This window comes from Bifidobacterium sp. WCA-178-WT-4B, from assembly GCF_009696495.1.
Lineage (GTDB): Bacteria > Actinomycetota > Actinomycetes > Actinomycetales > Bifidobacteriaceae > Bifidobacterium > Bifidobacterium infantis.
In genome coordinates this window covers 144,168-166,568 of the sequence record NZ_VULV01000001.1, presented here as the reverse complement: position 1 = coordinate 166,568, position 22,401 = coordinate 144,168, and the positions used below count along the sequence as shown (strand labels likewise).

Below are 22,401 nucleotides of genomic sequence, written 5' to 3'. Positions count from 1 at the left end.
GAACAACGCGGGGTCTTCTTGTTTTGCTGCACCCCGTTGTCTAAATGAAAGTGCAACACCCGTTAGATTGGTAACTGTCTAGGAAACCAGCCCGAAGGGATGTTGCATCTATGGGAGAAGCATGTTCGCACCTGTCGGAAGAGGAGTGCAGGATTGCCTAGGGTGTGTTTACACTAGTTGGGTTTTTGGCTGTGTTTTTCAGGTAGATGGCGATGAGGATGGGCCAGGGGTTGGCGAGGAGGGTCTCGTCGAGCCTGTCGTGGCGGGTGGCGGCCTTGCGGTGGTGCTTCATGCGGTTGAAGACGCGTTCGACCATGTTCCGCCCCTTGTGCGCCTCCCTGTCGCGATTCCATGGGGCCGCACGGTTCCCCTTGGGCGGTGCGGCCGGCGTCAGGCCGAACGACTCGGCCGGCAGCCGGGTGGAACCCCCGTACGCGCGGTCCATGAGCGGGCGCGTGCCCATGGACCGCGTCGCGCTCGTTGCCCGGGCTCAGACGGATCTCGACGACCGCGCTCCCGCCGTCGGATGGCACGTGAACTTTGGTATTCCACCCTCCCCGGGAGACGCCGACGGACCGGGAGCCCCTTTTTCGGCGCCCCGGTCGCGTGCCGGTGGACCTTCACGCCCGTGGGGTCCATGGCGGGCACATACGACAATTATCACGCAAAACTTAAATCGTTAACAATGTCTGGCTCCCCTCAGAGAGGGGAGCCAGAATTAACAAACGAATCAACGGCGTGGGACACTAGCGCGCGGCGGCGAGATCCAGACCGGCCGCGTCGGCGACCCTGCGCCACCAGTCGACCAGCACCGGCATGGTGGCGTGCGCGTTCAACCCGCTGGGCTGGGGAATCACCCACAGCTGCGCGCCTCCGAACCGGTCGGTCTCTTCCGCGGTGAGGTCCTGCAGCCCCAGTGCGGCGGACTTATCGGCGAACGCCTGTCGGTACGCCGTGATGCCCAGTATCGCAATGGCCCGGGGATGGACCCTCGCGCACAGCTCCCGCAGCCGATCGGCGCCATGACGCAGCTCGGTGGTGTTCAGCTCGCTCGCTTTCGCGGTGGCGCGATTGACGAGATTGGTAAGCCCGATGCCGCGGTCAATCATCATGCGCTCATCGCGAAGGCGCAGGCCGTAACTGGCGTCCACCTGCCACGGCGTGAGCCCCGAGGCGAAAAGCGACGGCCAGAATCGGTTGCCGGGATAGGCGAAGGGTGCGTTGACCGCGGCCGTCCATAACCCGGGGTTGATGCCCACGATAAGCAGTTTGGGGTGCGGGCAGCGGATGTCGTCGACCGTGCCGTCGACGAAACCGGCGAGCTCGGTGCGCTTCGGCCGCCGGCCTTCCAGCGGAGAATGTCGAATATCGCTCACGGGTTCCATGGTAGTCGTGCCCCGCTTACGGCGGCATACCGCCATTCGGTGAGCTCCGCGCCTCGCGGGCAAGGTGATCTTGCGCACATTCGCCGCCGAGGCCTCCCCGACAATGCGATTCGTCACTCGGCGGCGGGATAATGGAAGCCATGACTATCGCAACTGCCGAACGCTATGCCGAAATGCTGGATGCCGCCCGCCACGGCGGATACGCCTATCCCGCGATCAACGTGACCAGCACGCAGACGCTCAACGCCGCGCTGCAGGGATTCGCCGAGGCCGAGTCCGACGGCATCATCCAGGTGTCGGTCGGCGGCTCCTCCTACTTCTCCGGCCAAAGCGTGAACGACCGCGTGGTCGGGTCGCTCGCGTTCGCCGCATTCGCGCACGAGGTGGCGAAGCGCTACCCGAACATCACGGTCGCGCTGCACACCGACCATTGCGCCAAGCAGTACCTGGACGGCTGGGTCCGCCCGCTGCTCGCGCACGAGGCCGAACAGGTCAAGCGCGGCGAAGAGCCGACGTTCCAGTCGCATATGTGGGACGGCTCAACTGTGCCGCTGGAGGAGAACCTGGACATCGCCGCGGAGCTGCTCGAGAAATCCGTCCGCGCGCATACGGTGCTGGAGATCGAGATCGGCGCGGTCGGCGGCGAGGAGGACGGCCATTCCGCGGAGATCAACGAAAAGCTGTATTCCACGCCGACCGACGGCGTGCGCGTGGCGGAGCGGCTCGGCCTCGGCGAGCACGGCCGCTATATGGCCGCTTTCACCTTCGGCAACGTGCATGGCGCATACAAGCCGGGTGTGGTCAAGCTCCGCCCGGAACTGCTGCGCGACATCCAGTCCGAAGTGTGGGACGCGGCCCTCGACGGCCGTCTTGGGTCGCTGGGCGCGTCGGCGGTGTCCACGTGCGCGCTGCCGGACATGCCCGAGCGCAAGCCCTTCGCGCTGGTGTTCCACGGCGGTTCCGGCTCCACGCCCGACGAGATCGCCCGCGCGGTGAGCTACGGCGTGGTCAAGATGAACATCGACACGGACACGCAGTACGCCTTCACGCGCGCGGTCGCCGGCCACATGTTCGCGCATTACGACGCCGTGCTCAAGATCGACGGCGAGGTCGGCAACAAGAAGCTGTACGACCCGCGCTCCTGGGGCCGCGAGGCCGAATCGGCCATGGCCGCCCGCGTGGTCGAGGCGTGCCGGCAGCTCGGCTCGGCCGGCAAGGCATTGAAGTAGCGAAGCGGCGGGCGGCACCGCTGACGGGCTGCGGTCATGTGATGAGATCAGGGCATTGATGGATTGTTCGCCAGCCGGATGGGGACTGCAATGAGCGCACCGGCGGAGGATGATCGTATCATGAGGCCGGATGTAATGCGCCTGCGGCAGTTGTCCCTGCATAATTACCGCATGTTCTCCGACCTGTCGATCACCTTCCCGGATCTGTCTGACGATCGCGCCGATGGCGATTGCGAGGGCGCCGTCGAGGTAGAAGGCGATCGAGGTGCCGATGGCCGTGGCAATTGGGTGACGGTGATCGTCGGTGAAAACGGCTCGGGCAAAACGTCGATTCTCGATGCCGCCATCATTGCCTTGGCACGTATCTGGTGAAGATCCCCGACATCGACAAACCGACATTCAACCGTACGGATGCGCGGCTGGCCCGTATCGAAATGCACAATACGTCGACGGTGGATTACCAGCAGCAATTCCCGATTTCGGTGAGCGCGCACGGCGATGTCATGGGGAATTCGCCGTCTTGGGCTCGTTCGCTGAAAAGCGCGAATGGTCCAAGTGGGCCACGCATTCCACTGCTTATTTGCACACGCAGGATCGCCGGGCACATGCTGGAGCGGTTCCCACGGTCCCGGATTCTGGGCCCCGACGACATGGACCGGCCGGTTGACGCCCATGTGGAGCACTATGTCCCTCGGCACCCCGGACCTTGGTATACCGGCAAGGGCAGGTCCTCCGCCGACGCGCTGTCGACAAGGTGCTGAAACTGAACGTCGAGCGGCTGCGGGCAAGGCGTGCCGGTGTGCAGCAGATGCTGTACGACATGCTTAAGGGTCTTTCCGATGAGGAAACGGAGGAATTCTGCGAGGACATACTGCGTTCCTTGGAGAGTGACGGCCGCCCTCCGTCGTTTGCCCCCATGCTGGTGCAGATGCTGGAAGACAAGATCGCGGCTCTGCGCGGACTGCCGGAGGCTGCCGTGCCGGCGCCGGACGCGTGAGGGCGCGCGGGTAGCTTGGACAGGCCGGCGGCTGCATATGGCGTGGCAGCGGTAGAGGCTGTACGGTAGTCTGTGTTCGGCGGAAAAGGCGATGTTGCGGAGGTGTGTTATGCCTGGAATTGTTCTTATTGGTGCCCAGTGGGGCGACGAGGGTAAAGGCAAGGCTACCGATCTGATCGGCACCAAGGTCGATTACGTCGCGCGCTTCAACGGCGGCAACAACGCGGGCCATAGCGTGGTAGTCGGCGATGAGTCGTACGCCCTGCACCTGCTGCCCTCCGGTATTATCAACCCGAACCTGACCCCGGTGATCGGCAACGGCGTGGTCGTGGACCCGGAAGTGCTCTTCGAGGAGATTGACGGCCTGGAATCCCGCGGCATCGATTGCTCCCACCTCAAGGTGAGCGAGGCCGCGCACATCATCGCGCCCTACCACCGCACACTCGACAAGGTGACTGAACGCTTCCTTGGCAAGCACAAGATCGGTACCACCGGCCGTGGCATCGGCCCAGCCTACGCGGACAAGATCAACCGTGTCGGCATCCGCGTGCATGACCTGTTCAACGCCGACCATCTGCACGACAAGGTGGAGGCCAGCCTGCACCAGAAGAACCAGATGCTGGTCAAGCTCTACAACCGTCGTCCGATCGACGTGGACCAGACCACCGAGGAGCTGCTGAAGCTCGGCGAACGCCTCAAGCCGTACGTGGCCAACACCGGCCTGATTCTCAACAAGGCGCTTGACGAAGGCAAGACCGTACTGTTTGAAGGCGCTCAGGCCACCATGCTTGACGTGGACCACGGCACCTACCCGTTCGTCACCTCTTCCAACCCGACCGCCGGCGGCGCCTGCACCGGCACCGGCGTGGGCCCCACCAAGATCACCCGCGTAATCGGCGTCTCCAAGGCCTACGTCACCCGCGTGGGCGAAGGCCCATTCCCCACCGAACTGCTGGACGAGTCCGGCGAATGGCTGCGTCAGCAGGGCCACGAGTTCGGCGTGACCACCGGCCGCCCGCGTCGCTGTGGTTGGTTCGATGCGGTCGTCAACCGTTACGCCTCCCAGGTCAACGGCCTGACCGACATCGTGCTCACCAAGCTCGACGTGCTCACCGGCCTGAAGGAGATTCCGATCTGCGTGGCCTACGACGTGGACGGCGAGCGTCACGACGATATGCCGACCGATCAGGCCGCTTTCGCCGCCGCCAAGCCGATTTACGAGACCATGCCCGGCTGGGACGAAGACATCTCCGACTGCCACTCCTTCGACGAGCTGCCCGCCACCTGCCAGGCCTACGTCAAGCGTTTGGAAGAGCTGAGCGGCTGCCGTATCTCCGCGATCGGCACCGGTCCGCAGCGCGATCATGTCATCCAGATCAATTCGCTGGTCGACTGACCGTCTGCAACGAATTTCCCGGCTTGACTGGTAACGACGCGGCACATGATATCCGCCGGCTGATTCCGCGATTCGACCACTTGAAGTGGAAGATGGCGGCGGCCGGCATAGTCATTGGTCTGGTTTCAGGATTGCTGGTTGTCGTATACCGTCTCGGCATCGAATACGGCACGGATGCGTCCCGTTGGATATATGCGCGGATTCGCGAGACCCCGTGGCTGATTGCGCCGTGGGCGGTTGCCGCGGTGGCGGCCGCGCTGGCGATCGCGTGGATGGTCGGCAAGGAGCCGATGGCTGGTGGCAGCGGCATCCCGCAGACCAACGGCGTGGTGATATGCGGCTTGAAGATGCGTTGGCAGACGATTCTGCCAGTCCGTTTCGTCGGTGGACTGTTGGGCGCGTTGTTTGGTCTGTCGCTCGGCCGTGAGGGGCCGTCCATTCAGATTGGTGCGTCGGGCGCGCAGTGTGTATCCCACCGTTTGCGCGGCCGCCGCCGTGAGGACATGCAGGAGCATTATCTGGTCACCGCTGGTGCCGCGGCCGGCTTGTCCGCCGCGTTCAGCGCGCCGCTGTCCGGCATGATGTTCGCTTTGGAAGGGGTGCATCGGAGTTTTTCCCCTGCGATTCTGATGGGCGCCACCGCCGCATCGCTGACCGCCGATTTCGTCTCAAAATACTGTTTCGGTCTGCGTCCGGTTTTGGATTTCGGTGATATCGGTCAGCTGTCGTTGGAAGAGTATGTGTGGCTGATTCCGTTGGGATTGGTGGCCGGTTTGGTTGGTTCGCTGATGAACCGCTCGTTGCTTGGCTTCCAGACGCTGTACGGCAAACTGCCGGCATGGAGCCGCCCGATGATTGCGATTGCGATCGCGTTGCCTGTCGGCATCTGGTTGCCCGATGTGCTCGGCGGCGGCTCGAATCTGATTGATACCGCCGAACATGCGCGCGTCGGCTTGGGAATGCTGTGTCTGCTGTTCGTGGCGAAGATGCTGTTCACATCTACGAGTTTCGGCTCAGGCGCGCCTGGCGGTATTTTCATGCCGATTCTTGCGGTCGGTTCGTTGGCCGGCGGCATCTGCGGTGAAGTGTTGCATCGATTCGGTGATCTGCCATCCGACGCAGTGGCGGTGTTTGCGGTGTGCGTGATGACGGGCACGCTCGCCGCGTCCGTGAAAACGCCGATCACGTCGATTCTGTTGGCTGTGGAGATGTCTGGAACGTTGACGCACATGCTGCCGGTCGCGGCCGTCGCTTTCATCGCGCTGTTGGTGTCCGATTTGCTGCGCACCAAACCGATTTATGGGGAGTTGCTGGAGCGGTACGTGCGCGCGCAAGGCATGCAGATGGCGATCGCAAGCCATGTGGGCAGCGGCATTATGGAACTGCCATTGGAAATGGGAGCGATTGCGGACGGCAAGCGGGTGCGTGACGTGCGTTGGCCGTCTGGGTGCCTGATCATCGGCCTGCGTCGCGGCGAAAGCGAGATCGTGCCGCGCGGCGATACACGGCTGCGTGCCGGCGACTATCTGGTGGTGCTGTTCAGTGGCGAGGAGGAGCGCGAGGTGCGACCTGCGATGCGGCGGCTGTGTGATGCCCGGCTTGACTGAGCCTGGCTGAATTCGGCTGGACTCTGGATGTACGAATCTGCGGAATCGGACATCCAGGGTGCATACGTTGGCGCTCCGTGTAAACTCATATGCGTTAGGAAGGTGGCAACCGCGGCCCAGCTCGTTGTTGCACGGCCTATGGGCGGAACAACGCTGTCCGCGGAAGGCCAGTACAGGGGGAGCGCAATGGAATCGCAAGAACAATCGCCGGGAGACGTGGTGACTGCGGGTGAGGACTCGCATCCCATCACGCAGGCAATCGACGCTGTTGAGGTGACGCATGCTGGTGCAACCGCGCCCGCCGCTAACACCATGGATCCGCCTACGATTCCCCTGGCACCGATGAAACGTGTGCAGGCGCGGTTCAATCCGCTCGCCGACGGACTGATGTATGTTGTGGTGTTCGTCGGTGGATTTGTTGGAGTCGGCTGTCGGCATGCGTTGGATATGCTCCTGCCGTCGGTCAGCGGGACGCCATTCGTTGTGGGCACGTTTGTGTCGAATATGGTCGCCTGCTTCCTGTTCGCGATGCTGACCGAATTCATGGCGACCGCTTCGTGGCTGCGTCGCCGGGTGCGGCAGGTTGTCAGCCGTGGCGTTGGGCTCGGCTTGCTCGGCGGGCTTTCGACGATGTCCGGCGTGATGCTGGAAACGATGGAAGGTCTGCACGAGCGGCATATCGCCAGTGCGCTTGGCTATCTTGCGGGAAATTTTGCAGGCGGTTTGCTCACTGCCGCCGCCGGCGTGGTTCTGATGCAGGCACTGCTGTCACGGAGTACTCGAAAGCGGGTTCGGGGTGCGTTTTCAGCTGTTTCCGTGTCTGATTCTGCCGAATCGGACACGCAGGGCGTACGCCATGTGAAAGTGGCCGACGTGGCGCGTTCTGCCGCGCAGGCCGCAATGGAAGCCGCGCAGGCGGCCCAGCAGATTGCACAGACGGGACAGGTTCCGCGAGTCGAAACGCCAACCGTGCCGCCGACTGCCATCCAGCCTATGCAGACAGGCCACGTTCCGCAGATTCCTCCGCTGGCCGTTCCTCAGCTGGCACAGTCATCGCAGCCGTTGTTGCGCGAGCCGGATACTCCAGACTTGGGGCAGCTGCCCGAGCCGATTCAGCAGTCGCAGCCGATCCAGCAGCCGGCCAACCCGCTTCCGCCCAGCTTCGAGCCCAAACCGATCACTGCGGAGATTTCGCTTGTCGCCGACCCGACTACCGGGGAGGTGCGCTGATGATGTGGATGATCTGTCTGTTCGGCGGTCTGGGAGCCATGGCCCGTTACGTGCTCGACGTGTCAATTCAACAAGGCTGGAACCGCGAGAATCGAAGAACGAACCGCAACTTCCCGCTATCCACGCTCGTCATCAACGGCGTCGCCTCGCTATGCGCGGGCATCGCCATGATGTCCTACTATTCGCAATCGGTGGATATGGACACGGTCATGATGTTCGTTGTCGGATTTCTCGGTGGTTTCTCGACATTCTCCACGGCGCTCAACGAAGTGGTTTCATTGATTCGCCAGCGTCGTTTTACGCTGGCTCTGGGCTATGGAATAGCAACCGTCGCGGTGCCTCTCATTTGCGTGGCCACCGGTTTCGGCATTGCGCTGCTCGCCAATCCGGCGTAATTTTCACGTTACACGGACGGTCGCTGAGTAACGTGAAAGAGACTGGGCGCAACCGCCATCAAGGCCGCCAGTCCGGATGCAACGCTGGTGATTGCATTCGACCAGACCAAGCCGCTGCTGAAGGCCCTCGCCTCCGCGGGAGTCGACACTAAGAAGCTGTATTTCGTTGCCGGACTGTCGAACAGGTTCGAGAGAATGTAAATGAATGTAATATTAGCGGTAAGCACGTGAGCATACAACGATAGAACAGTGATGACGGGGAAGGTGCGATCATGGTCGGCATGCGCGATGTGGCGAAGAAGGCCGGGGTGTCTCTGAGCACCGTCTCGCTGGTGGTGAACGGCAACGGGTACGTGTCTGATGACATGCGCGAACGTGTGCGCAAAGCCATGCAACTGCTCAATTATGTGCCGAACGAGCTTGCCCGCAATCTGTATCATGATCGTACGAATCTGGTCGGTGTCATCGTGCCCACCATCCGCCACCCGTTCTTTGCAACGTTTACCGCACATCTGCAGCATGCGCTCGCCGCGCAAGGATTACGCACTATGCTGTGCTCTACCGCAGATGAGGCGGACGGCGAAATCCAGTATGTCGACATGTTGCGTCGGCACATGATGGACGGCATCGTCATGTGTGCGCACACTTCGCATCCCGGCGATTATTGGACGTCGATTCATCGCCCGATCGTCGCGTTCGACCGTGTGCTTGGAGACGGTATTTCGTCGATTGGATCCGACCACGAGCAGGGTGGGCGATTGATTGCGCAGATGCTGATCCGCAATGGTACCAAACATGTGGTGATGATTGGCGGTCCGCGAGATCAATTCTTCGATTTGGCTGCGCGCGGAGAAGTCGAGGAAGGACCGTTCGATTTGGGAAAGACCACGTTCCCGACGGTGCGCTATTACCTCACGTTGGAACAGGAATTGACCTCCGCAGGCGTGAAATACGAGTACGTTGAAGCTGGCGAAGTGATGGATTTTGCCGGCTATCATCGTGCGGTCAGCAATGCGCTCGACAAGGTGACGACCGACGGCGTCGATGCCGTGGTCAGTTCCGATATTGGCGCGTCGTTCTGCGTGCGCGAAGCGTTGAGCCGCGGAATTTCCATTCCTGACGAGCTGCAGATCGTTGCCTACGATGGTACGTATTTGACTGATTTGGCTGGCATGAAGCTGACCGCGGTCGCGCAGGATTTCTCGGCGATCGCACAGTCGGCGGCCGACCATATCGTGCAGGCTATTGCCAATGAGGAAGTGGCTGCGGCTAACGCTTCACGCAGGAACATCCCCAAGCCGTTCGAGCCGAACGTGCTTATTCCCATGACGCTGGTGCCAGGCGATACCACGCGTTGATGCTGCGCGTTGGAACGCTGAGTGGGGATTGGACAGGCTGGGTTGTGTAGAACACCGCATCAAACCGGTTCGACACGCGCATTTTGCGGTATTACTGGACCTCAACGTCCCTTTCGAGGTAATATCAAACCGGTTCGATACGTATAAGTATGTAAAAGCACGCATACACTGCGTACACATTGCACCTGCATCCATGAGCCAAGGGAGGTCCCATGAAAAACAAAGTGCAGCTCATCGCTTACGCCGATCGTCTCGGCGATGGCACTCTTAGCTCGATGACCGACATCCTGCGCACCCGCTTCGACGGCGTGTATGACGGCGTGCATATCCTGCCGTTCTTCACTCCGTTCGATGGTGCGGATGCAGGCTTTGACCCGATCGACCACACCAAAGTCGACCCGCGTCTCGGCAGCTGGGACGACGTCGCTGAACTTTCCAAGACCCACGGCATCATGGTCGATGCCATCGTCAACCACATGAGCTGGGAATCCAAGCAGTTCCAAGACGTGCTTGAAAAAGGTGAGGAATCCGAGTATTACCCGATGTTTCTGACCATGAGCTCCGTCTTCCCGAACGGTGCCACCGAAGAGGATCTGGCCGGCATTTACCGCCCGCGCCCGGGCCTGCCGTTCACCCACTACAAGTTCGCCGGCAAGACCCGTCTGGTCTGGGTCAGCTTCACCCCGCAGCAGGTTGATATCGACACCGATTCCGACAAGGGCTGGGAATACCTCATGTCCATCTTCGATCAGATGGCCGCATCCCACGTCAGCTACATCCGTCTCGACGCCGTGGGCTACGGCGCCAAGGAGGCCGGCACCAGCTGCTTCATGACCCCCAAGACCTTTAAGCTCATCTCACGCCTACGCGAGGAAGGCGTCAAGCGAGGCCTCGAAATTCTCATTGAGGTGCATAGCTACTACAAGAAGCAGGTTGAAATCGCCTCCAAGGTGGACCGCGTCTACGACTTCGCCCTGCCTCCGCTGCTCCTGCACTCGCTGTTCACCGGTCACGTGGAACCCGTGGTCCACTGGACCGAAATCCGCCCGAACAACGCCGTCACCGTGCTCGATACGCACGACGGCATCGGCGTGATCGACATCGGCTCCGATCAGCTCGACCGCAGCCTCAAGGGCCTCGTGCCCGACGAGGACGTCGATAATCTGGTCAACACCATCCACGCCAACACCCACGGCGAATCCCAGGCCGCCACCGGTGCCGCCGCCAGCAACCTCGACCTCTATCAGGTCAACAGCACGTACTACTCCGCGCTCGGCTGCAACGACCAGCACTATCTGGCCGCCCGCGCAGTCCAGTTCTTCCTGCCCGGAGTGCCGCAGGTCTACTACGTGGGCGCGCTCGCCGGCCGCAACGACATGGAACTGCTGCGCAAGACCAACAACGGCCGTGACATCAATCGCCATTACTACTCCACCGCCGAAATCGACGAAAACCTCGAGCGCCCGGTGGTGAAGGCCCTGAACGCCCTGGCCAAGTTCCGCAACGAACTGCCTGCATTCAATGGCGAGTTCAGCTACGAAGCCGACGGCGACACATCCATCACCTTCCGCTGGATCGCTGCCGACGGCAAGACCAAGGCCGCCCTCATCTTCGAGCCCGGCCGCGGACTCGGCACGGATAACACCACTCCGGTCGCCAGCCTCGCCTGGACCGATGCCGCCGGTGACCACAAGACTGATGATCTGCTGAGCAACCCGCCGATTGCCGATATCGACTAACCGTTGGCCCATAAACGCCACTCCGCTGTGCGCGCTCCAAGTAGTGCGTCCGGCGTAAGCTGGGTCCATGGAAAACAAACCGCCCGCAGTGCACTGAAGCTAGTGCGCTCGGGCGGTTTTGCATGTGGCGGGGTTGCGGGTCATGCTCAGTCGGAGCTGGCCGGTACCTCCCGCCGGTGATGAGAGCAAAGAAAGAGCAGCAACATGTTGGAACCGTACGTGCGCCCGGGTATTGACGACCGCCCGGATCTCGACAAGGCATTGAGTCCCGAAGACAAGGATGCCGTGGCCCGACTGGCCATCAAAGATCGTCGGCGTCCTCCCGAGGCATCCGCCGATCAGCCCGAGGCCCAGGCCGTGCGTCTGGCGGCCGCCGGTTCGTCGGCTGCTGCCGCTGCCGCGGCCAGCGTGGATGCCCCTGCGCCTGATCTGTCGTCTGCATATCTCGATATGCGCGATCCGATGGTCGCCGCCAATGGTCAGCGACCCACCACGGGCCAGGTATCCCGTCTCAACTGGGGGTTCTTCGCCGCTTCCATTCTGGTCGGCGCACCTTGGATAGCATTGAATACCATCGCCATGCCCAACGCCGTGGCGCGTTTGTTCGGCTACGACACCGCTTCTGCCATATCGGTCACCATCAATCCGTCCACCGGCCGTCCGCTGCCCGTCGCCACTGACTTGGTGGTGCCTCTGGCCGTGCTGGTGGTCGTTGGCGTGGTGGCCTCCATGTTCGCGATGCCCTTGGTCTCCGCGCTGTCCGACCGCACACGTATTCCTCTGGGCCGCCGTACCCCGTGGATGGTGGCGGGTGGCGTGCTGTGCGCGCTGATCACGCTGGTTCTGGGGCAGAACACAGGCCTCGTAGTGCTGTGTTTCTTCTGGGCGCTCATGCAGTTTGCCTATGCGATGATTTCCGTGCCGTTGGCCAGCGCCATCAGCGAACGGGTTCCGGACAAATTCCGTCCGCGAATTGAGCGCTGGCACGGTATCGGCGTGATGCTTGGCCAAGCGCTTGGTGTATGCATGGGTGCGCTCGGCGTGATGTTCGACTCCTTCACGCCGTTTGCCTACACCGCCGTGCTGTTTGCGGTTTCCGGCATCCTGACCGTGATCATGCTGCCCAAGGAGCCTTCCAGCCAGGAGCAGCCACATCAACGATTCGAGTCGAGCCAGGTGTTTGACCAGCTGCGTCCGCCGGCACATGCGCCTGCATTCGCCCGTGTGTTCGCCGCTCGCGTGTGCATGATGACGGGCGTTGGACTGACCGGGGTCTTTCTGTGGTATCTCGTGCGCTTTTGGGTGTATGGCAAGGCTGTGGTGTTCACTTCCGCGCCATTGACCATTCCCGCGGGCCTCCTCATCGCCGGCATGGCCGCGGCAACGCTCATCGGTGCTGCGCTCGCGTCCTGGGCCGCTGGGCCGATCTCCGAGAAGATCGAGGAACGGAACATCGCCACCACTGCAGTGGTGGCGGCATCCTGCCTGCTGTATGCCATCGGCGTGGCGGTGGCATGGGGGCTCGGCGTCTGGTCCACCGGCACGGCACGCGAAAACGGCATGCTGCTCTTCGCGCTGATCTCCGGATTCGCCTTCGGCGTCTACGATGCGTTAGGCCTTGAACTGGTAATGAATGCCCTACCCGACCCGCGCAACGCCGGTCATGATCTCGGCATCTATGCACTGTCCAATTCGGTCGGACTGGCGCTCGCCGCCATCATCGGCGCGCTACTGGTGAACGCCTTCGAGCACAGCTTCGGCTATTACCTGCTCTTCCCGTCCGCCATCGTCATGGTGCTGCTGGCCGGAATCGTCACCCTCACCGCCGAGTCCGAGCAATGACGGGCCGGTCCGGTTCCCCGGCCGCCGGCGGCGACGTTCCGTCCCGCGGCCGGGCCGTCCGTCTCGGCGACGTGGCGTCCACAATGTGAACCGTTACTGGATTGGAGCGATGGTCGAGCCTATGGTTGCATTCCAGTTCGGGCCGGACGGCCCGGGGAATACCGAAAGGAGGCCACGCGATGACTGGATTCAATGCTTCTGCGTTTGTATCCGCACGAATTATTAGCCCGTCTTCGCTGGCGGACTAATTCGGCATTGATGCTTGAAGCCCCGTCAACGAAGGCAGGGCCAATCAAGCTGACACAATCGGTAAGGCCCTGCAAGATGCGGGGCTTTTTTTGTTGCGCTCACAAGGCTTACGGCAGAATCCCGCAGACGGAAACGGTAGCGGACAGTACACGGCAACAACACAGCAACAGAACAACAACCTCCCTGTGAGACGAAATAATCGCCCGCCAATGAGAGTGAACGAGAGCAAAACAGGAGTAACAATGACTGCAGCAGTCGAAGAGACTGGCTTAGGGCAGGCGGCAGGTAAAGCCGCTACCTTGGTACGCGATTCTGTCAAGACCGTGATCGCCGCATCGATGGTCGGTACCGCCATCGAATTCTATGACTTCTACGCCTACGGCACCGCCGCGGCAAACTACTTCCCGCACATCTTCTTCTCCGCGAAGGACAACCCCACCGTCGCACTGCTGATGAGCTTGCTGACCTTCGCCATCGCCTTCATCGCCCGCCCGCTGGGCTCGCTGATCTTCGGCCACTTCGGTGACCGCATGGGCCGCAAGACCACGCTGGTCGTCAGCCTGATGACCATGGGTGTCGGCACCTTCCTGATTGGCTGCCTGCCCACCTACGATCAGGTCGGCGTTGGCGCAGTCGCTATCCTCTGCCTGCTGCGCTTCATCCAAGGCATCGGCCTGGGCGGCGAATGGTCCGGCGCGGCACTGGTCGCCACCGAGAACGCGCCTGAAGACAAGCGCGCACTGTACGGCTCCTTCCCGGAGCTCGGTGCCCCGATTGGCTTCTTCCTGTCCAACGGCACCTACTTCGTGCTCGAATCCTTCAACAATCAGGACGCGATGCTGGCTTGGGGCTGGCGTGTGCCGTTCCTGCTGTCCGCCATCCTGGTGATCGTCGGCCTCGTGGTTCGCGTTCACATGGAGGAGACCCCGATCTTCCGTATGGCTCAGGAGCAGAAGAAGGTCGTCAAGTCCCCGCTGACCGAGGTCTTCCGCAAGTCTTGGCGTCAGGTGCTGCAGGCCACCTTCCTCGTGGCCGTGACCTACACGCTGTTCTACACGCTCGCCACCTGGTCCCTCGCTTGGGGCACCAAGGAGCAGGGCGAAGGCGGCGGCGGCCTTGGCTTCACCAACCAGGAATACCTGCTCATGCTCATGATCTCCATCTGCGTGTTCGCCCTGTTCATCGTGCTGTCCTGCCTGTACGCGGACAAGATCGGCCGCAAGCGCGTGCTGACCTTCTCCTCCTGCGCACTCGTCGTGTTCGCCGCGCTCTTCCCGTTCCTGCTGGACGGTGGTCTGGTCGGACAGAAGAACTTCCTCGCCACCATGGTGTTCCTGTGCGTTGGCTTTGCCCTGATGGGCGTCGCCTTCGGCCCGATCGGCGCGTTCCTGCCTGAACTGTTCGAGGCGAACGTGCGCTACTCCGGGTCCGGCATCGGCTACAACCTGGCCGCCATCGTCGGTGCGGCGTTCGTGCCGACCATCGCCACTTGGCTGAGCTCCCATTGGGGCGTTCACTCCGTGGGCCTCTACCTCGCCGTGATGGCCGTGTGCTGCCTGGTGTCGGTCCTGACCTGCCGCGAGACGAAGGACGCTGACTTTACCAAGTGAAATCCTCCATAACTAAATATCGCCAAGTTCACAACGTGAAAAATCTCAATTCCACTAAGTGAACCTCTGCAGGGCTTTTCCGGGTCAACAGGACTAAACCTGCATATCGGAAAAGCCCACAAGGAAAGCCAAAACTAAAAACAGTTTCTGCAGAACCAGCAGAGCACAATAACAATTAAAGATTTCACCCCCATAAACAAATAAATAAAAGGAGCGCCAAAAATGGCAGCAACTATCTGGTACGAGAAGGACGCCGATCTGTCCGTGTTCGATGGCAAGAAGGTCGCCATCTTGGGCTACGGCTCTCAGGGTCACGCTCACGCACTGAACCTGCGTGACTCCGGTGTCGACGTGGTCGTCGGCCTGCGTCCGACCTCCAAGTCCGTCGAGTTCGCCAAGGAGCAGGGCCTCGAGGTCAAGCCGGTTGGCGAGGCCGTCGCTGAGGCTGACGTTGTGATGATCCTTCTGCCCGACCAGTACCAGGCCAAGGTCTATCAGGAGGAGGTCGAGCCGAACCTGAAGCCGGGCGCCGCGCTGGCCTTCGCCCACGGCTTCAACATCCACTACGGCTACATCAAGCCGTCTGAGGATCACCCGGTGTTCATGGTTGCCCCGAAGGGCCCGGGTCACATCGTTCGTCGTGAGTACGCCGCTGGCCGTGGTGTCCCGGTCGTCGTTGCTGTTGAGCAGGACCCGGACGGCAAGACCTGGCCGCTGTGCCTGGCTTACGCCAAGGCTCTGGGCGCTCTGCGTGCAGGCGCCATCAAGACCACCTTCACCGAGGAGACCGAGACCGATCTGTTCGGTGAGCAGGACGTCCTTATGGGCGGCATCAACCACCTGTGCGACCTCGGCTTCGACGTGCTGACCGAGGCTGGCTACCAGCCGGAGATCGCTTACTTCGAGGTCTTCCACGAGCTGAAGATGCTGGTCGACCTGGCTAACGAGGGTGGCCTGAACAAGGCTCGTTGGTCCTGCTCCGACACCGCTCAGTACGGCGACTACACCTCCACCGTCATCACCGACGAGANCAAGAAGCGCATGCAGTACCAGCTCAAGCGCATTCAGGACGGCTCCTTCGCCAAGGAGTTCATGGACGACCAGGCTGCTGGCGCCCCGAAGTTCAAGAAGCTGCAGGAAGAGTTCTCTCACCCGCACCTCGAGACCGTCGGCCCGAAGCTGCGCGCCATGTTCTCCTGGAACAACGCCGAGGCCAAGGACAAGGATGAGGCTGAGTCCTTCAACGGCAAGATCGCTCGTACCCAGGTTCAGTGACCTATGACCTCCTTCTGATGAGGGAGGTGGCATCGCGTAGCGATGGCGGAGGGAGAGATCGTTAGGATTAAATCCCTTTGTACAAGCAAGAAACCGTCGTTCCCGTTCATACGGGAGCGGCGGTTTCTTGTGTTCAGTCGAATCAGCTACAGCCCACGACTATCGAGCGCATCGGCCAGCTCGTCGGACTGCTTCAGGATAAGCACCAGCAGAGGCACCGCCCATGCGGTCACGCCACCGTGACCTCCACGGGCCTGATTCGCTTCCCGCACAATTCGCACATTGCGATTAATCAGTGGAATCGCTGAGATGGTCAATGCGCACAGTAGCCCAATGCGGTCTGGATTGACGCCGAATCGTCGCAATGGCCGCAATGCTGCCAGCACGGTATCCAGCATGTCTTCAGTGCGGGTGGTGAGTGTTACCAGATTTGCGATCATGACCAGTTCAAGTACGCGCACCGCATTGAACGCCGTGGTTTGCCATGGCACAAAGAACACCTGCACCACCACGGTGAATGCCACCACCCACCACGCGCTCCACAATTGACGAGCAAAAACGTGCGGACCAAGGCCGGACATGGCATACCATATTGCGCATAGCGCGCCGCAGACGGCTATCGCCCACCACGATAGGTGCGGAATCACCAATACCGTTGCCATCACCAGTGACACGATGAGTTTCACTGCGGCAGGGCATCGATGCAGCACGCTATCGCCTGCGATATACAGCGAAATCATAGGGATGCCTCGGCTTCTTCGTTGTCCGCGACGCTGCAGTCGGCAAGATATCGCGCGATAACGTGGCGTGGCTCGCCGGTTTCGATAATGTGCCCATCGGCAAAGCGAACTGCCATATCGCAGCGTGCGGCAAGCCGAAGATTATGGGTGGAAACAATCAGCGGGCAGGCGATATCGTGTATCAGCAGATTTTCGATGCGTGTCGCGTTGGGCAAATCGAGCATGGTGGTCGGCTCGTCGGCAAGCACCAGCTCCGGGTTGCGCACGAGCACGGCGGCAAGGGCCAGCATTTGTTTCTGCCCGCCAGACAGGCTGTGCGCCGGAGTGCCAGCGTGAGGCGTTAGGCCGAATGATTGCAGCTGACGGTCAACCAGTGCCGAAGACTCGGATTTGCTCAGCCCCATGCCCCGCAGCGAAAAGGCCACGTCTTCGGCTGGCGTGGGCATGATGATTTGCGTGTCAGGGTCGGTGAACACGAACCCCACTTTGCGGTGCAGCTGCTTGGCTTGCCGTGTGGGGTCGAAGCCCATGACACGTATGATGCCCGATGTGGGCTTGGCCAGACCGTCGATCAGACGGAGAAAAGTGGATTTACCTGAGCCGTTGACGCCAATGACGGCAATACGACGAGGGCCTGAGCCCCCAGCAAGACCAAGGTCAAGCTGGCAACTCAGGTCATCAATAATACGTTTGCCTTCTGCCTCGACGCTCACATGGTCGAAGACGATCATTTGCTAGCGCGCAACGATTCGGGGAATGCGGCCGGGTATGCGCGCATCAGCGCGGTGGCAATCAACGTGGCAATCACCACTTTGGCGATATCACCGGGAACAAAGATCATGCCGGAGATAATAACACCCTTGAGAGGAGCGCCCATAACCAATGCCTGAACCGGGAATCCGATGGCATACGGAATCAGTACGCCGCCAACCAGGCTGGCCAGCGCACTCTTCCACCACACCAGACGATGGCCCTGATGTGCGATAAGTCCGATCACCAAGGCTCCAAGAATCCAGCCGTACAGATATCCAGCGCTTACACCCACGAAAATCGCTGGACCGCCGTTGCCGCCAAGCAGGGGAATGCCGACGAAGGTGAGTACGAGCATCAGCAACACCGACAGCATTCCATTCACCGGTCCCAGAATCAGACCCGCTAACATCACAGCAAGGGTTTGCAGAGTAATCGGTACCGGACCAACAGGAATGCGGATAAAGCTGAACACACTGAGCAACGCGGCGAACATGGCAATGCGCACCAAGTCGCGGCTCGTGAAATGAACATGCGAAGCCATAATAAATACAGTCCCTTCATAGTAGTTGCCATGTGCTTTCGGCCGAATCTGTCCCTCCGCCCGATGCTCCCCATGGAGCTCGTGCGGCATATTGCTTGCACGAGTGTGGGTCGCAGACCGCTGCACATGACGAGTTGTAATAACGAGCACTCATGCTAACGATGATGAGCGGCGTGCGATTGGTTGGCCTGTACAAAAAATAGTGCATCTACTTGTGCAACACTGAATATTGGTCATAGCCGGAAAGGGGAGGCATGGTGAACGGCGTGCGTGACGGATTGCAGGACAAAGGCTGGAATCCAGCCATTCGCGGGCGTCTCGTGGATGGTCAGGGGCGATGTGTTCACTGGCATTCGCCATTGGATGTTGTTGCGAATCGTTTCGCCTGCTGTGACGAATATTACGCTTGCTACCGGTGCCATGATGAACTGGCTGGACATGATCGCATCGCGTGGCGAGACATGGATTCGCTCGCTGTGATGTGCGGTGTCTGCCGGCACCAGATGACGCCTCGCGAATACGGGCGGGCGATGGAGTCTGTTACTCCGTGCTGCCCTTGCTGCGGCGCACGGTTCAATCCTGGATGTGCCCTTCACCACGATATTTATTTCAGTGATTGATGGAGGCGGACGCTGGCGCAACTCTTGTTTTGGAATTGCTATGCGAGGGTGGCAAGTCTATTTCTCATGCTCTGGCGTGAAATAGCTCACGTTGTGGACTCTGACCGGGCTGTGGCCACGTTGTCGGTAGGATTGAACTCGGTTTGAGGGACACAATCCTTGCAAAACAGGACTCATCTGCACACCGTAGATACCCCGGCGCCCGTGGCGCCACACCCCACTACTGAAAAGGAGTGCCAATAATGGCAGCACAGATCTGGTATGAGAACGACGGTGATCTTTCTGTTCTCGAAGGCAAGAAGGTCGCAATCATCGGCTACGGCTCCCAGGGCCACGCCCACGCGCTGAACCTTCGCGATTCCGGTGTCGACGTGGTCGTCGGCCTGCGTCCGACCTCCAAGTCGGTCGACTTCGCCAAGGAGCAGGGCCTCGAGGTCAAGTCCGTGGCCGAGGCTTCCGCCGAGGCCGACGTGATCATGATCCTGGCCCCCGACCAGTACCAGCGCACCATCTGGGCCAACGACATCGAGCCCAACATCAAGCCGGGTGCTGCTGTTGCGTTCGCTCATGGCTTCAACATTCACTACGGCTACATCAAGCCGTCTGAGGATCACCCGGTCTTCATGGTCGCTCCGAAGGGCCCGGGTCACATCGTTCGTCGTGAGTACGCCGCTGGCCGTGGCGTGCCGGTCGTCGTGGCCGTCGAGCAGGATCCGCGTGGCGATGGTTGGGCTCTGACCCTGGCCTACGCCAAGGCCCTCGGTGCTCTGCGCGCCGGTGCCATCAAGACCACCTTCAAGGAAGAGACCGAGACCGATCTCTTCGGCGAGCAGAACGTGCTCATGGGCGGTGTGAACAAGCTCGTCGAGATGGGCTTCGAAGTCCTGACCGACGCCGGCTACCAGCCGGAGATCGCCTACTTCGAGGTCTGCCACGAGCTCAAGATGCTCGTCGATCTGATGAACGAGGGCGGCCTGAACAAGGCTCGTTGGTCCTGCTCCGACACCGCCCAGTACGGCGACTACGTCAACACCGTCATCAACGAGGACTGCCGCAAGCGCATGGAATACCACCTGCAGCGCATCCAGGACGGCTCCTTCGCCAAGGAGTTCATCGACGATCAGGATGCCGGCGCCCCGCACTTCAAGGAACTGCAGGAGAAGTACTCCAACGAGCGCATCGAGACCGTCGGCCCGAAGCTGCGCGCCATGTTCTCCTGGAACAAGGATGGCGTCAAGGATGCCGACGAGGCCAACTCCTTCACCGGCAAGATCGCCCGCGCCCAGGTTCAGTGAGCCCCTGTAGCTCCCGCTGGCGCATAAGCGCCTGAGGAGAGTACCCAGCACGTACCAAAAGGCCGCCGCTCCGATTCATTCGGAGCGGCGGCCTTTCGCATGGTCCCACCATATAGTCAAACCTCCACCACGTAGTAAAATCCCCACGACGTAGCAAACTACACACCACGTGGTGACGCAAAACGGCTTTATTCCGCGGAATACAAAATTACGCTGACATCGTGGTAGAAGATTCATCGCGTGGTGGGATAGACAGTTGATATACGCCGGCTATCAAATCAATGATGTCTTGCTGTGTTCCCCGTATGCCGAGCTGCTTCATCGGAAGCGTTTCATGGGATATTTCCCCAAGAAAATCAGCGAGATCATGGTAGGCCTCGTCGTTGAGAGACACGCGATCCTCTGGAGCAAGTAGTTGAGCCAAACGGAATACATCATATTTATGCTTCTTGAGATCTTTTCCGTCTACGTGCTCGCCATGTTGTTCTCGGGCGTTGAGATCCAACCATGCTTTCGCCTTGAAAGGAATGAGATATTTCTCGTTAAGCACGCTGATGCCTTGTATTGATTCGCGGCCTTGCTGCAGTAGTCGATAGTAGCTGTCGTTCAGCATGATGGCTGACAGGCTGGAAACGTCGTTTGCAATATGCAATGGCGTCAGGAACGAGTTCGGCACAATAGGGAAGTCAGGGTGACGTGAAAATAGCTCGATCATAGTGGGATACCCGTACGTACTGGGGTGCATGAAACGGTACAGGTGAGGCTGTGCGGAGTTCTTCGTGATAGAGGTGTATCCGCCATCGCGAATGAAAGACCACAATCGTTGTGCAAACTCGCGAAGATGTCCCTCGGCAATCAGCACCATGTCAATATCTTTGGTGATCTTTGGTGGCTCGGAAGTCCAGGTCGTTGTCGGTCATGATGATGTCACAAGCGGTGCCGCCGATGATTACGTAAGAATCTTCGTAGCCGGCAAAGGCCGTTCTGATGAGCTGCAGGCCTTGTGTCATATTGTCGCTCCTGAGAAAGTATTGCGGATGGATTCTTGTATGGCGTCTTCCAAACGTTCGTCGGCAATCTCACCAAGAGTCAGGGCCGTGGAAATGGGGTCGGCAAGGTAGTCTTCCTGCGTATATTGAGCAAGCAGGCGGGGATCGTACCTCCACAGCTCCAGAATATATGCATTATCTGGCACCTTTTCCAAAGCGGGGTCGATAATGCATAGTTCCTTGTTGTGCTGCTTGAGCCAATGACGTTCAACGGCATAGATTCGCAGTTTTGGGGTGGACAGTTGCGTCCTGCGCGAAAGAGCAAATTCGCCGGCCGGAATCAGCTCGTCGGCAATCATCTGGCGATTGCGATTCGTGACGGTATATTTGCTGAATATTGGTGACTTCAGGAGATGCCAAGATGATTTCAGTAAATCAAGTCGGCTGGTCTGCCTTGAAGTCAGTAGTTCGACGCTATTGCTGCGGCCTTGCTTGGTGCGGTGCACGAATGCCAGCTGTTCTAACAGCGTCACGGCAACGCTGACCTGAGCTTCGGTAAACTGAAGCGCTCGGGCAATATCTGATTGGACTTTGCTCTCGTTGGAGTAGAGCAAATACAGCCAGACCAGCTGTGTTGCGGGGGAGAAGGGTCGCACCTCGATATCCTGTGCGTTCTCCAGCGGCCGTGAGGAGATGCGCTGGGTGAACACCATGCCCAGTGCAGGGATATACAGTTGGGTACCGGGCACGATGAAAGGAACGTGATTCTGAATCAGGGCTTTTCGCTGGTATGCAGAAAGCCGGGGAAACTGAAAGACAATGGGCAGATCCGTCCGCTGCTCAAGCCTGCTGGCGTCGGCGGTGACGCGTGTGATGCTGAATGGGTGAGCCTCTCCGCTCGCGATTAGCATGCTCGTGTTGTCGATGGTGAGTTTGCTGAATGTCCGTCCGTTGGCCAGAAATAGCGGCAGTGAGGCAGTGCCATCCCAAGAAGTGATTTGGCAGGGCAGACCAAGTGTCTCGCGAATGTAATGCTCGGCATCCATGTCGACCTCAATCCTTAACGAAAATCTGTAAGATTCACATCTCTTGTTAAGTATATAGAATATTATTAAGTATTTCGGGGTTGGCATGTCGCGAATGGAAAGAAA

23 protein-coding genes and 1 pseudogene are annotated in these 22,401 nt (G+C 60.1%); 16 read left to right on the top strand and 8 right to left on the bottom strand.

What is annotated here, in order from left to right:
* Positions 1 to 157: 157 nt before the first annotated feature.
* Both FYJ31_RS12630 and FYJ31_RS00750 read right to left on the bottom strand, forming a co-directional pair.
* The gene (locus FYJ31_RS12630) at positions 158 to 316 is read right to left on the bottom strand and encodes a hypothetical protein (RefSeq protein WP_229773802.1); all 159 of its coding nucleotides are present in this window, start codon (positions 314 to 316) and stop codon (positions 158 to 160) included.
* Positions 317 to 746: 430 nt separating this feature from the next.
* Positions 747 to 1,385 (bottom strand): mismatch-specific DNA-glycosylase, encoded by a 639-nt coding sequence (locus tag FYJ31_RS00750; RefSeq protein WP_154535712.1) that lies wholly within the window; start codon positions 1,383 to 1,385, stop codon positions 747 to 749.
* 140 nt (positions 1,386 to 1,525) lie between these two features.
* Between FYJ31_RS00750 and fbaA the strand changes: the two genes are divergently transcribed.
* The 14 genes and pseudogenes from fbaA to ilvC (FYJ31_RS00690) all read left to right on the top strand — a co-directional run bounded on the left by fbaA (position 1,526) and on the right by ilvC (FYJ31_RS00690) (position 16,312).
* A complete protein-coding gene (gene fbaA / locus FYJ31_RS00745; RefSeq protein WP_012576570.1) occupies positions 1,526 to 2,614 on the top strand; it encodes a class II fructose-bisphosphate aldolase in 1,089 nt (362 codons plus the stop codon).
* 90 nt (positions 2,615 to 2,704) lie between these two features.
* Positions 2,705 to 2,986 (top strand): AAA family ATPase, encoded by a 282-nt coding sequence (locus tag FYJ31_RS12625; protein WP_229773801.1) that lies wholly within the window; start codon positions 2,705 to 2,707, stop codon positions 2,984 to 2,986.
* Positions 2,983 to 3,375, top strand: coding sequence for a hypothetical protein (locus tag FYJ31_RS12620; RefSeq protein ID WP_229773800.1), 393 nt, complete (start codon positions 2,983 to 2,985; stop codon positions 3,373 to 3,375). The genes FYJ31_RS12625 and FYJ31_RS12620 overlap by 4 nt, the downstream gene beginning before the upstream one ends.
* A 47-nt stretch (positions 3,376 to 3,422) precedes the next feature.
* Entirely contained in the window at positions 3,423 to 3,611 is a 189-nt protein-coding gene (locus FYJ31_RS00735; protein ID WP_154535799.1) for a hypothetical protein, read from the top strand.
* A 109-nt stretch (positions 3,612 to 3,720) separates the two neighbouring features.
* On the top strand, positions 3,721 to 5,007 hold the full coding sequence (locus FYJ31_RS00730) for an adenylosuccinate synthase (RefSeq protein WP_007055899.1): 1,287 nt from the start codon (positions 3,721 to 3,723) through the stop codon (positions 5,005 to 5,007).
* A gap of 23 nt (positions 5,008 to 5,030) precedes the next feature.
* Entirely contained in the window at positions 5,031 to 6,614 is a 1,584-nt protein-coding gene (locus FYJ31_RS00725; RefSeq protein ID WP_003833659.1) for a ClC family H(+)/Cl(-) exchange transporter, read from the top strand.
* Between the two features lie 27 nt (positions 6,615 to 6,641).
* On the top strand, positions 6,642 to 7,844 hold the full coding sequence (locus FYJ31_RS00720; RefSeq protein WP_195839403.1) for a fluoride efflux transporter FluC: 1,203 nt from the start codon (positions 6,642 to 6,644) through the stop codon (positions 7,842 to 7,844).
* Positions 7,844 to 8,239 (top strand): fluoride efflux transporter FluC, encoded by a 396-nt coding sequence (locus FYJ31_RS00715; protein ID WP_003827961.1) that lies wholly within the window; start codon positions 7,844 to 7,846, stop codon positions 8,237 to 8,239. The genes FYJ31_RS00720 and FYJ31_RS00715 overlap by 1 nt, the downstream gene beginning before the upstream one ends.
* A gap of 48 nt (positions 8,240 to 8,287) precedes the next feature.
* Positions 8,288 to 8,413, top strand: a pseudogene (locus tag FYJ31_RS13140) (ABC transporter substrate-binding protein); the annotation flags it as partial.
* 98 nt (positions 8,414 to 8,511) lie between these two features.
* The gene (locus FYJ31_RS00710) at positions 8,512 to 9,597 is read left to right on the top strand and encodes a LacI family DNA-binding transcriptional regulator (RefSeq protein ID WP_154050195.1); all 1,086 of its coding nucleotides are present in this window, start codon (positions 8,512 to 8,514) and stop codon (positions 9,595 to 9,597) included.
* A 212-nt stretch (positions 9,598 to 9,809) separates the two neighbouring features.
* Positions 9,810 to 11,336 (top strand): sucrose phosphorylase, encoded by a 1,527-nt coding sequence (gtfA, locus tag FYJ31_RS00705; RefSeq protein ID WP_154535710.1) that lies wholly within the window; start codon positions 9,810 to 9,812, stop codon positions 11,334 to 11,336.
* Between the two features lie 204 nt (positions 11,337 to 11,540).
* Entirely contained in the window at positions 11,541 to 13,178 is a 1,638-nt protein-coding gene (locus FYJ31_RS00700; RefSeq protein WP_154535709.1) for an MFS transporter, read from the top strand.
* Positions 13,179 to 13,669: 491 nt separating this feature from the next.
* Positions 13,670 to 15,037: an MFS transporter gene (locus tag FYJ31_RS00695; protein WP_154050198.1), complete on the top strand. Its 1,368-nt coding sequence runs from the start codon at positions 13,670 to 13,672 to the stop codon at positions 15,035 to 15,037.
* Between the two features lie 222 nt (positions 15,038 to 15,259).
* The gene (gene ilvC / locus FYJ31_RS00690; protein ID WP_154535708.1) at positions 15,260 to 16,312 is read left to right on the top strand and encodes a ketol-acid reductoisomerase; all 1,053 of its coding nucleotides are present in this window, start codon (positions 15,260 to 15,262) and stop codon (positions 16,310 to 16,312) included.
* Positions 16,313 to 16,458: 146 nt separating this feature from the next.
* On the opposite strand, the gene FYJ31_RS00685 is transcribed toward ilvC (FYJ31_RS00690), so the two are convergent.
* From FYJ31_RS00685 to FYJ31_RS00675, 3 genes are read right to left on the bottom strand one after another with little or no spacing between them, the layout of a single operon-like run.
* Positions 16,459 to 17,052, bottom strand: a complete 594-nt coding sequence (locus tag FYJ31_RS00685; RefSeq protein ID WP_012576582.1) for an energy-coupling factor transporter transmembrane component T family protein — start codon at positions 17,050 to 17,052, stop codon at positions 16,459 to 16,461.
* Positions 17,049 to 17,783, bottom strand: a complete 735-nt coding sequence (locus FYJ31_RS00680; protein WP_154535707.1) for an energy-coupling factor ABC transporter ATP-binding protein — start codon at positions 17,781 to 17,783, stop codon at positions 17,049 to 17,051. Before FYJ31_RS00680 ends, FYJ31_RS00685 begins: the two co-directional genes overlap by 4 nt.
* Positions 17,780 to 18,346, bottom strand: a complete 567-nt coding sequence (locus tag FYJ31_RS00675; protein WP_012576584.1) for a biotin transporter BioY — start codon at positions 18,344 to 18,346, stop codon at positions 17,780 to 17,782. The genes FYJ31_RS00680 and FYJ31_RS00675 overlap by 4 nt, the downstream gene beginning before the upstream one ends.
* 254 nt (positions 18,347 to 18,600) lie before the next feature.
* Here FYJ31_RS00675 and FYJ31_RS00670 point away from each other — a divergent pair, with 254 nt between their 5' ends.
* Together FYJ31_RS00670 and ilvC (FYJ31_RS00665) are read left to right on the top strand one after the other, a co-directional pair.
* Positions 18,601 to 18,966: a CHY zinc finger protein gene (locus tag FYJ31_RS00670; RefSeq protein WP_154535706.1), complete on the top strand. Its 366-nt coding sequence runs from the start codon at positions 18,601 to 18,603 to the stop codon at positions 18,964 to 18,966.
* Positions 18,967 to 19,208: 242 nt separating this feature from the next.
* The gene (gene ilvC, locus FYJ31_RS00665; protein WP_007051650.1) at positions 19,209 to 20,261 is read left to right on the top strand and encodes a ketol-acid reductoisomerase; all 1,053 of its coding nucleotides are present in this window, start codon (positions 19,209 to 19,211) and stop codon (positions 20,259 to 20,261) included.
* A 208-nt stretch (positions 20,262 to 20,469) separates the two neighbouring features.
* On the opposite strand, the gene FYJ31_RS00660 is transcribed toward ilvC (FYJ31_RS00665), so the two are convergent.
* The 3 genes from FYJ31_RS00660 to FYJ31_RS00655 are packed head-to-tail and all read right to left on the bottom strand — an operon-like array spanning position 20,470 to position 22,296.
* Positions 20,470 to 21,126, bottom strand: coding sequence for a hypothetical protein (locus tag FYJ31_RS00660; RefSeq protein WP_229773799.1), 657 nt, complete (start codon positions 21,124 to 21,126; stop codon positions 20,470 to 20,472).
* A gap of 1 nt (position 21,127) precedes the next feature.
* The gene (locus FYJ31_RS12615; protein WP_229773798.1) at positions 21,128 to 21,271 is read right to left on the bottom strand and encodes a hypothetical protein; all 144 of its coding nucleotides are present in this window, start codon (positions 21,269 to 21,271) and stop codon (positions 21,128 to 21,130) included.
* The gene (locus FYJ31_RS00655; protein WP_032745017.1) at positions 21,268 to 22,296 is read right to left on the bottom strand and encodes a membrane protein; all 1,029 of its coding nucleotides are present in this window, start codon (positions 22,294 to 22,296) and stop codon (positions 21,268 to 21,270) included. The genes FYJ31_RS12615 and FYJ31_RS00655 overlap by 4 nt, the downstream gene beginning before the upstream one ends.
* Positions 22,297 to 22,401 lie beyond the last annotated feature (105 nt).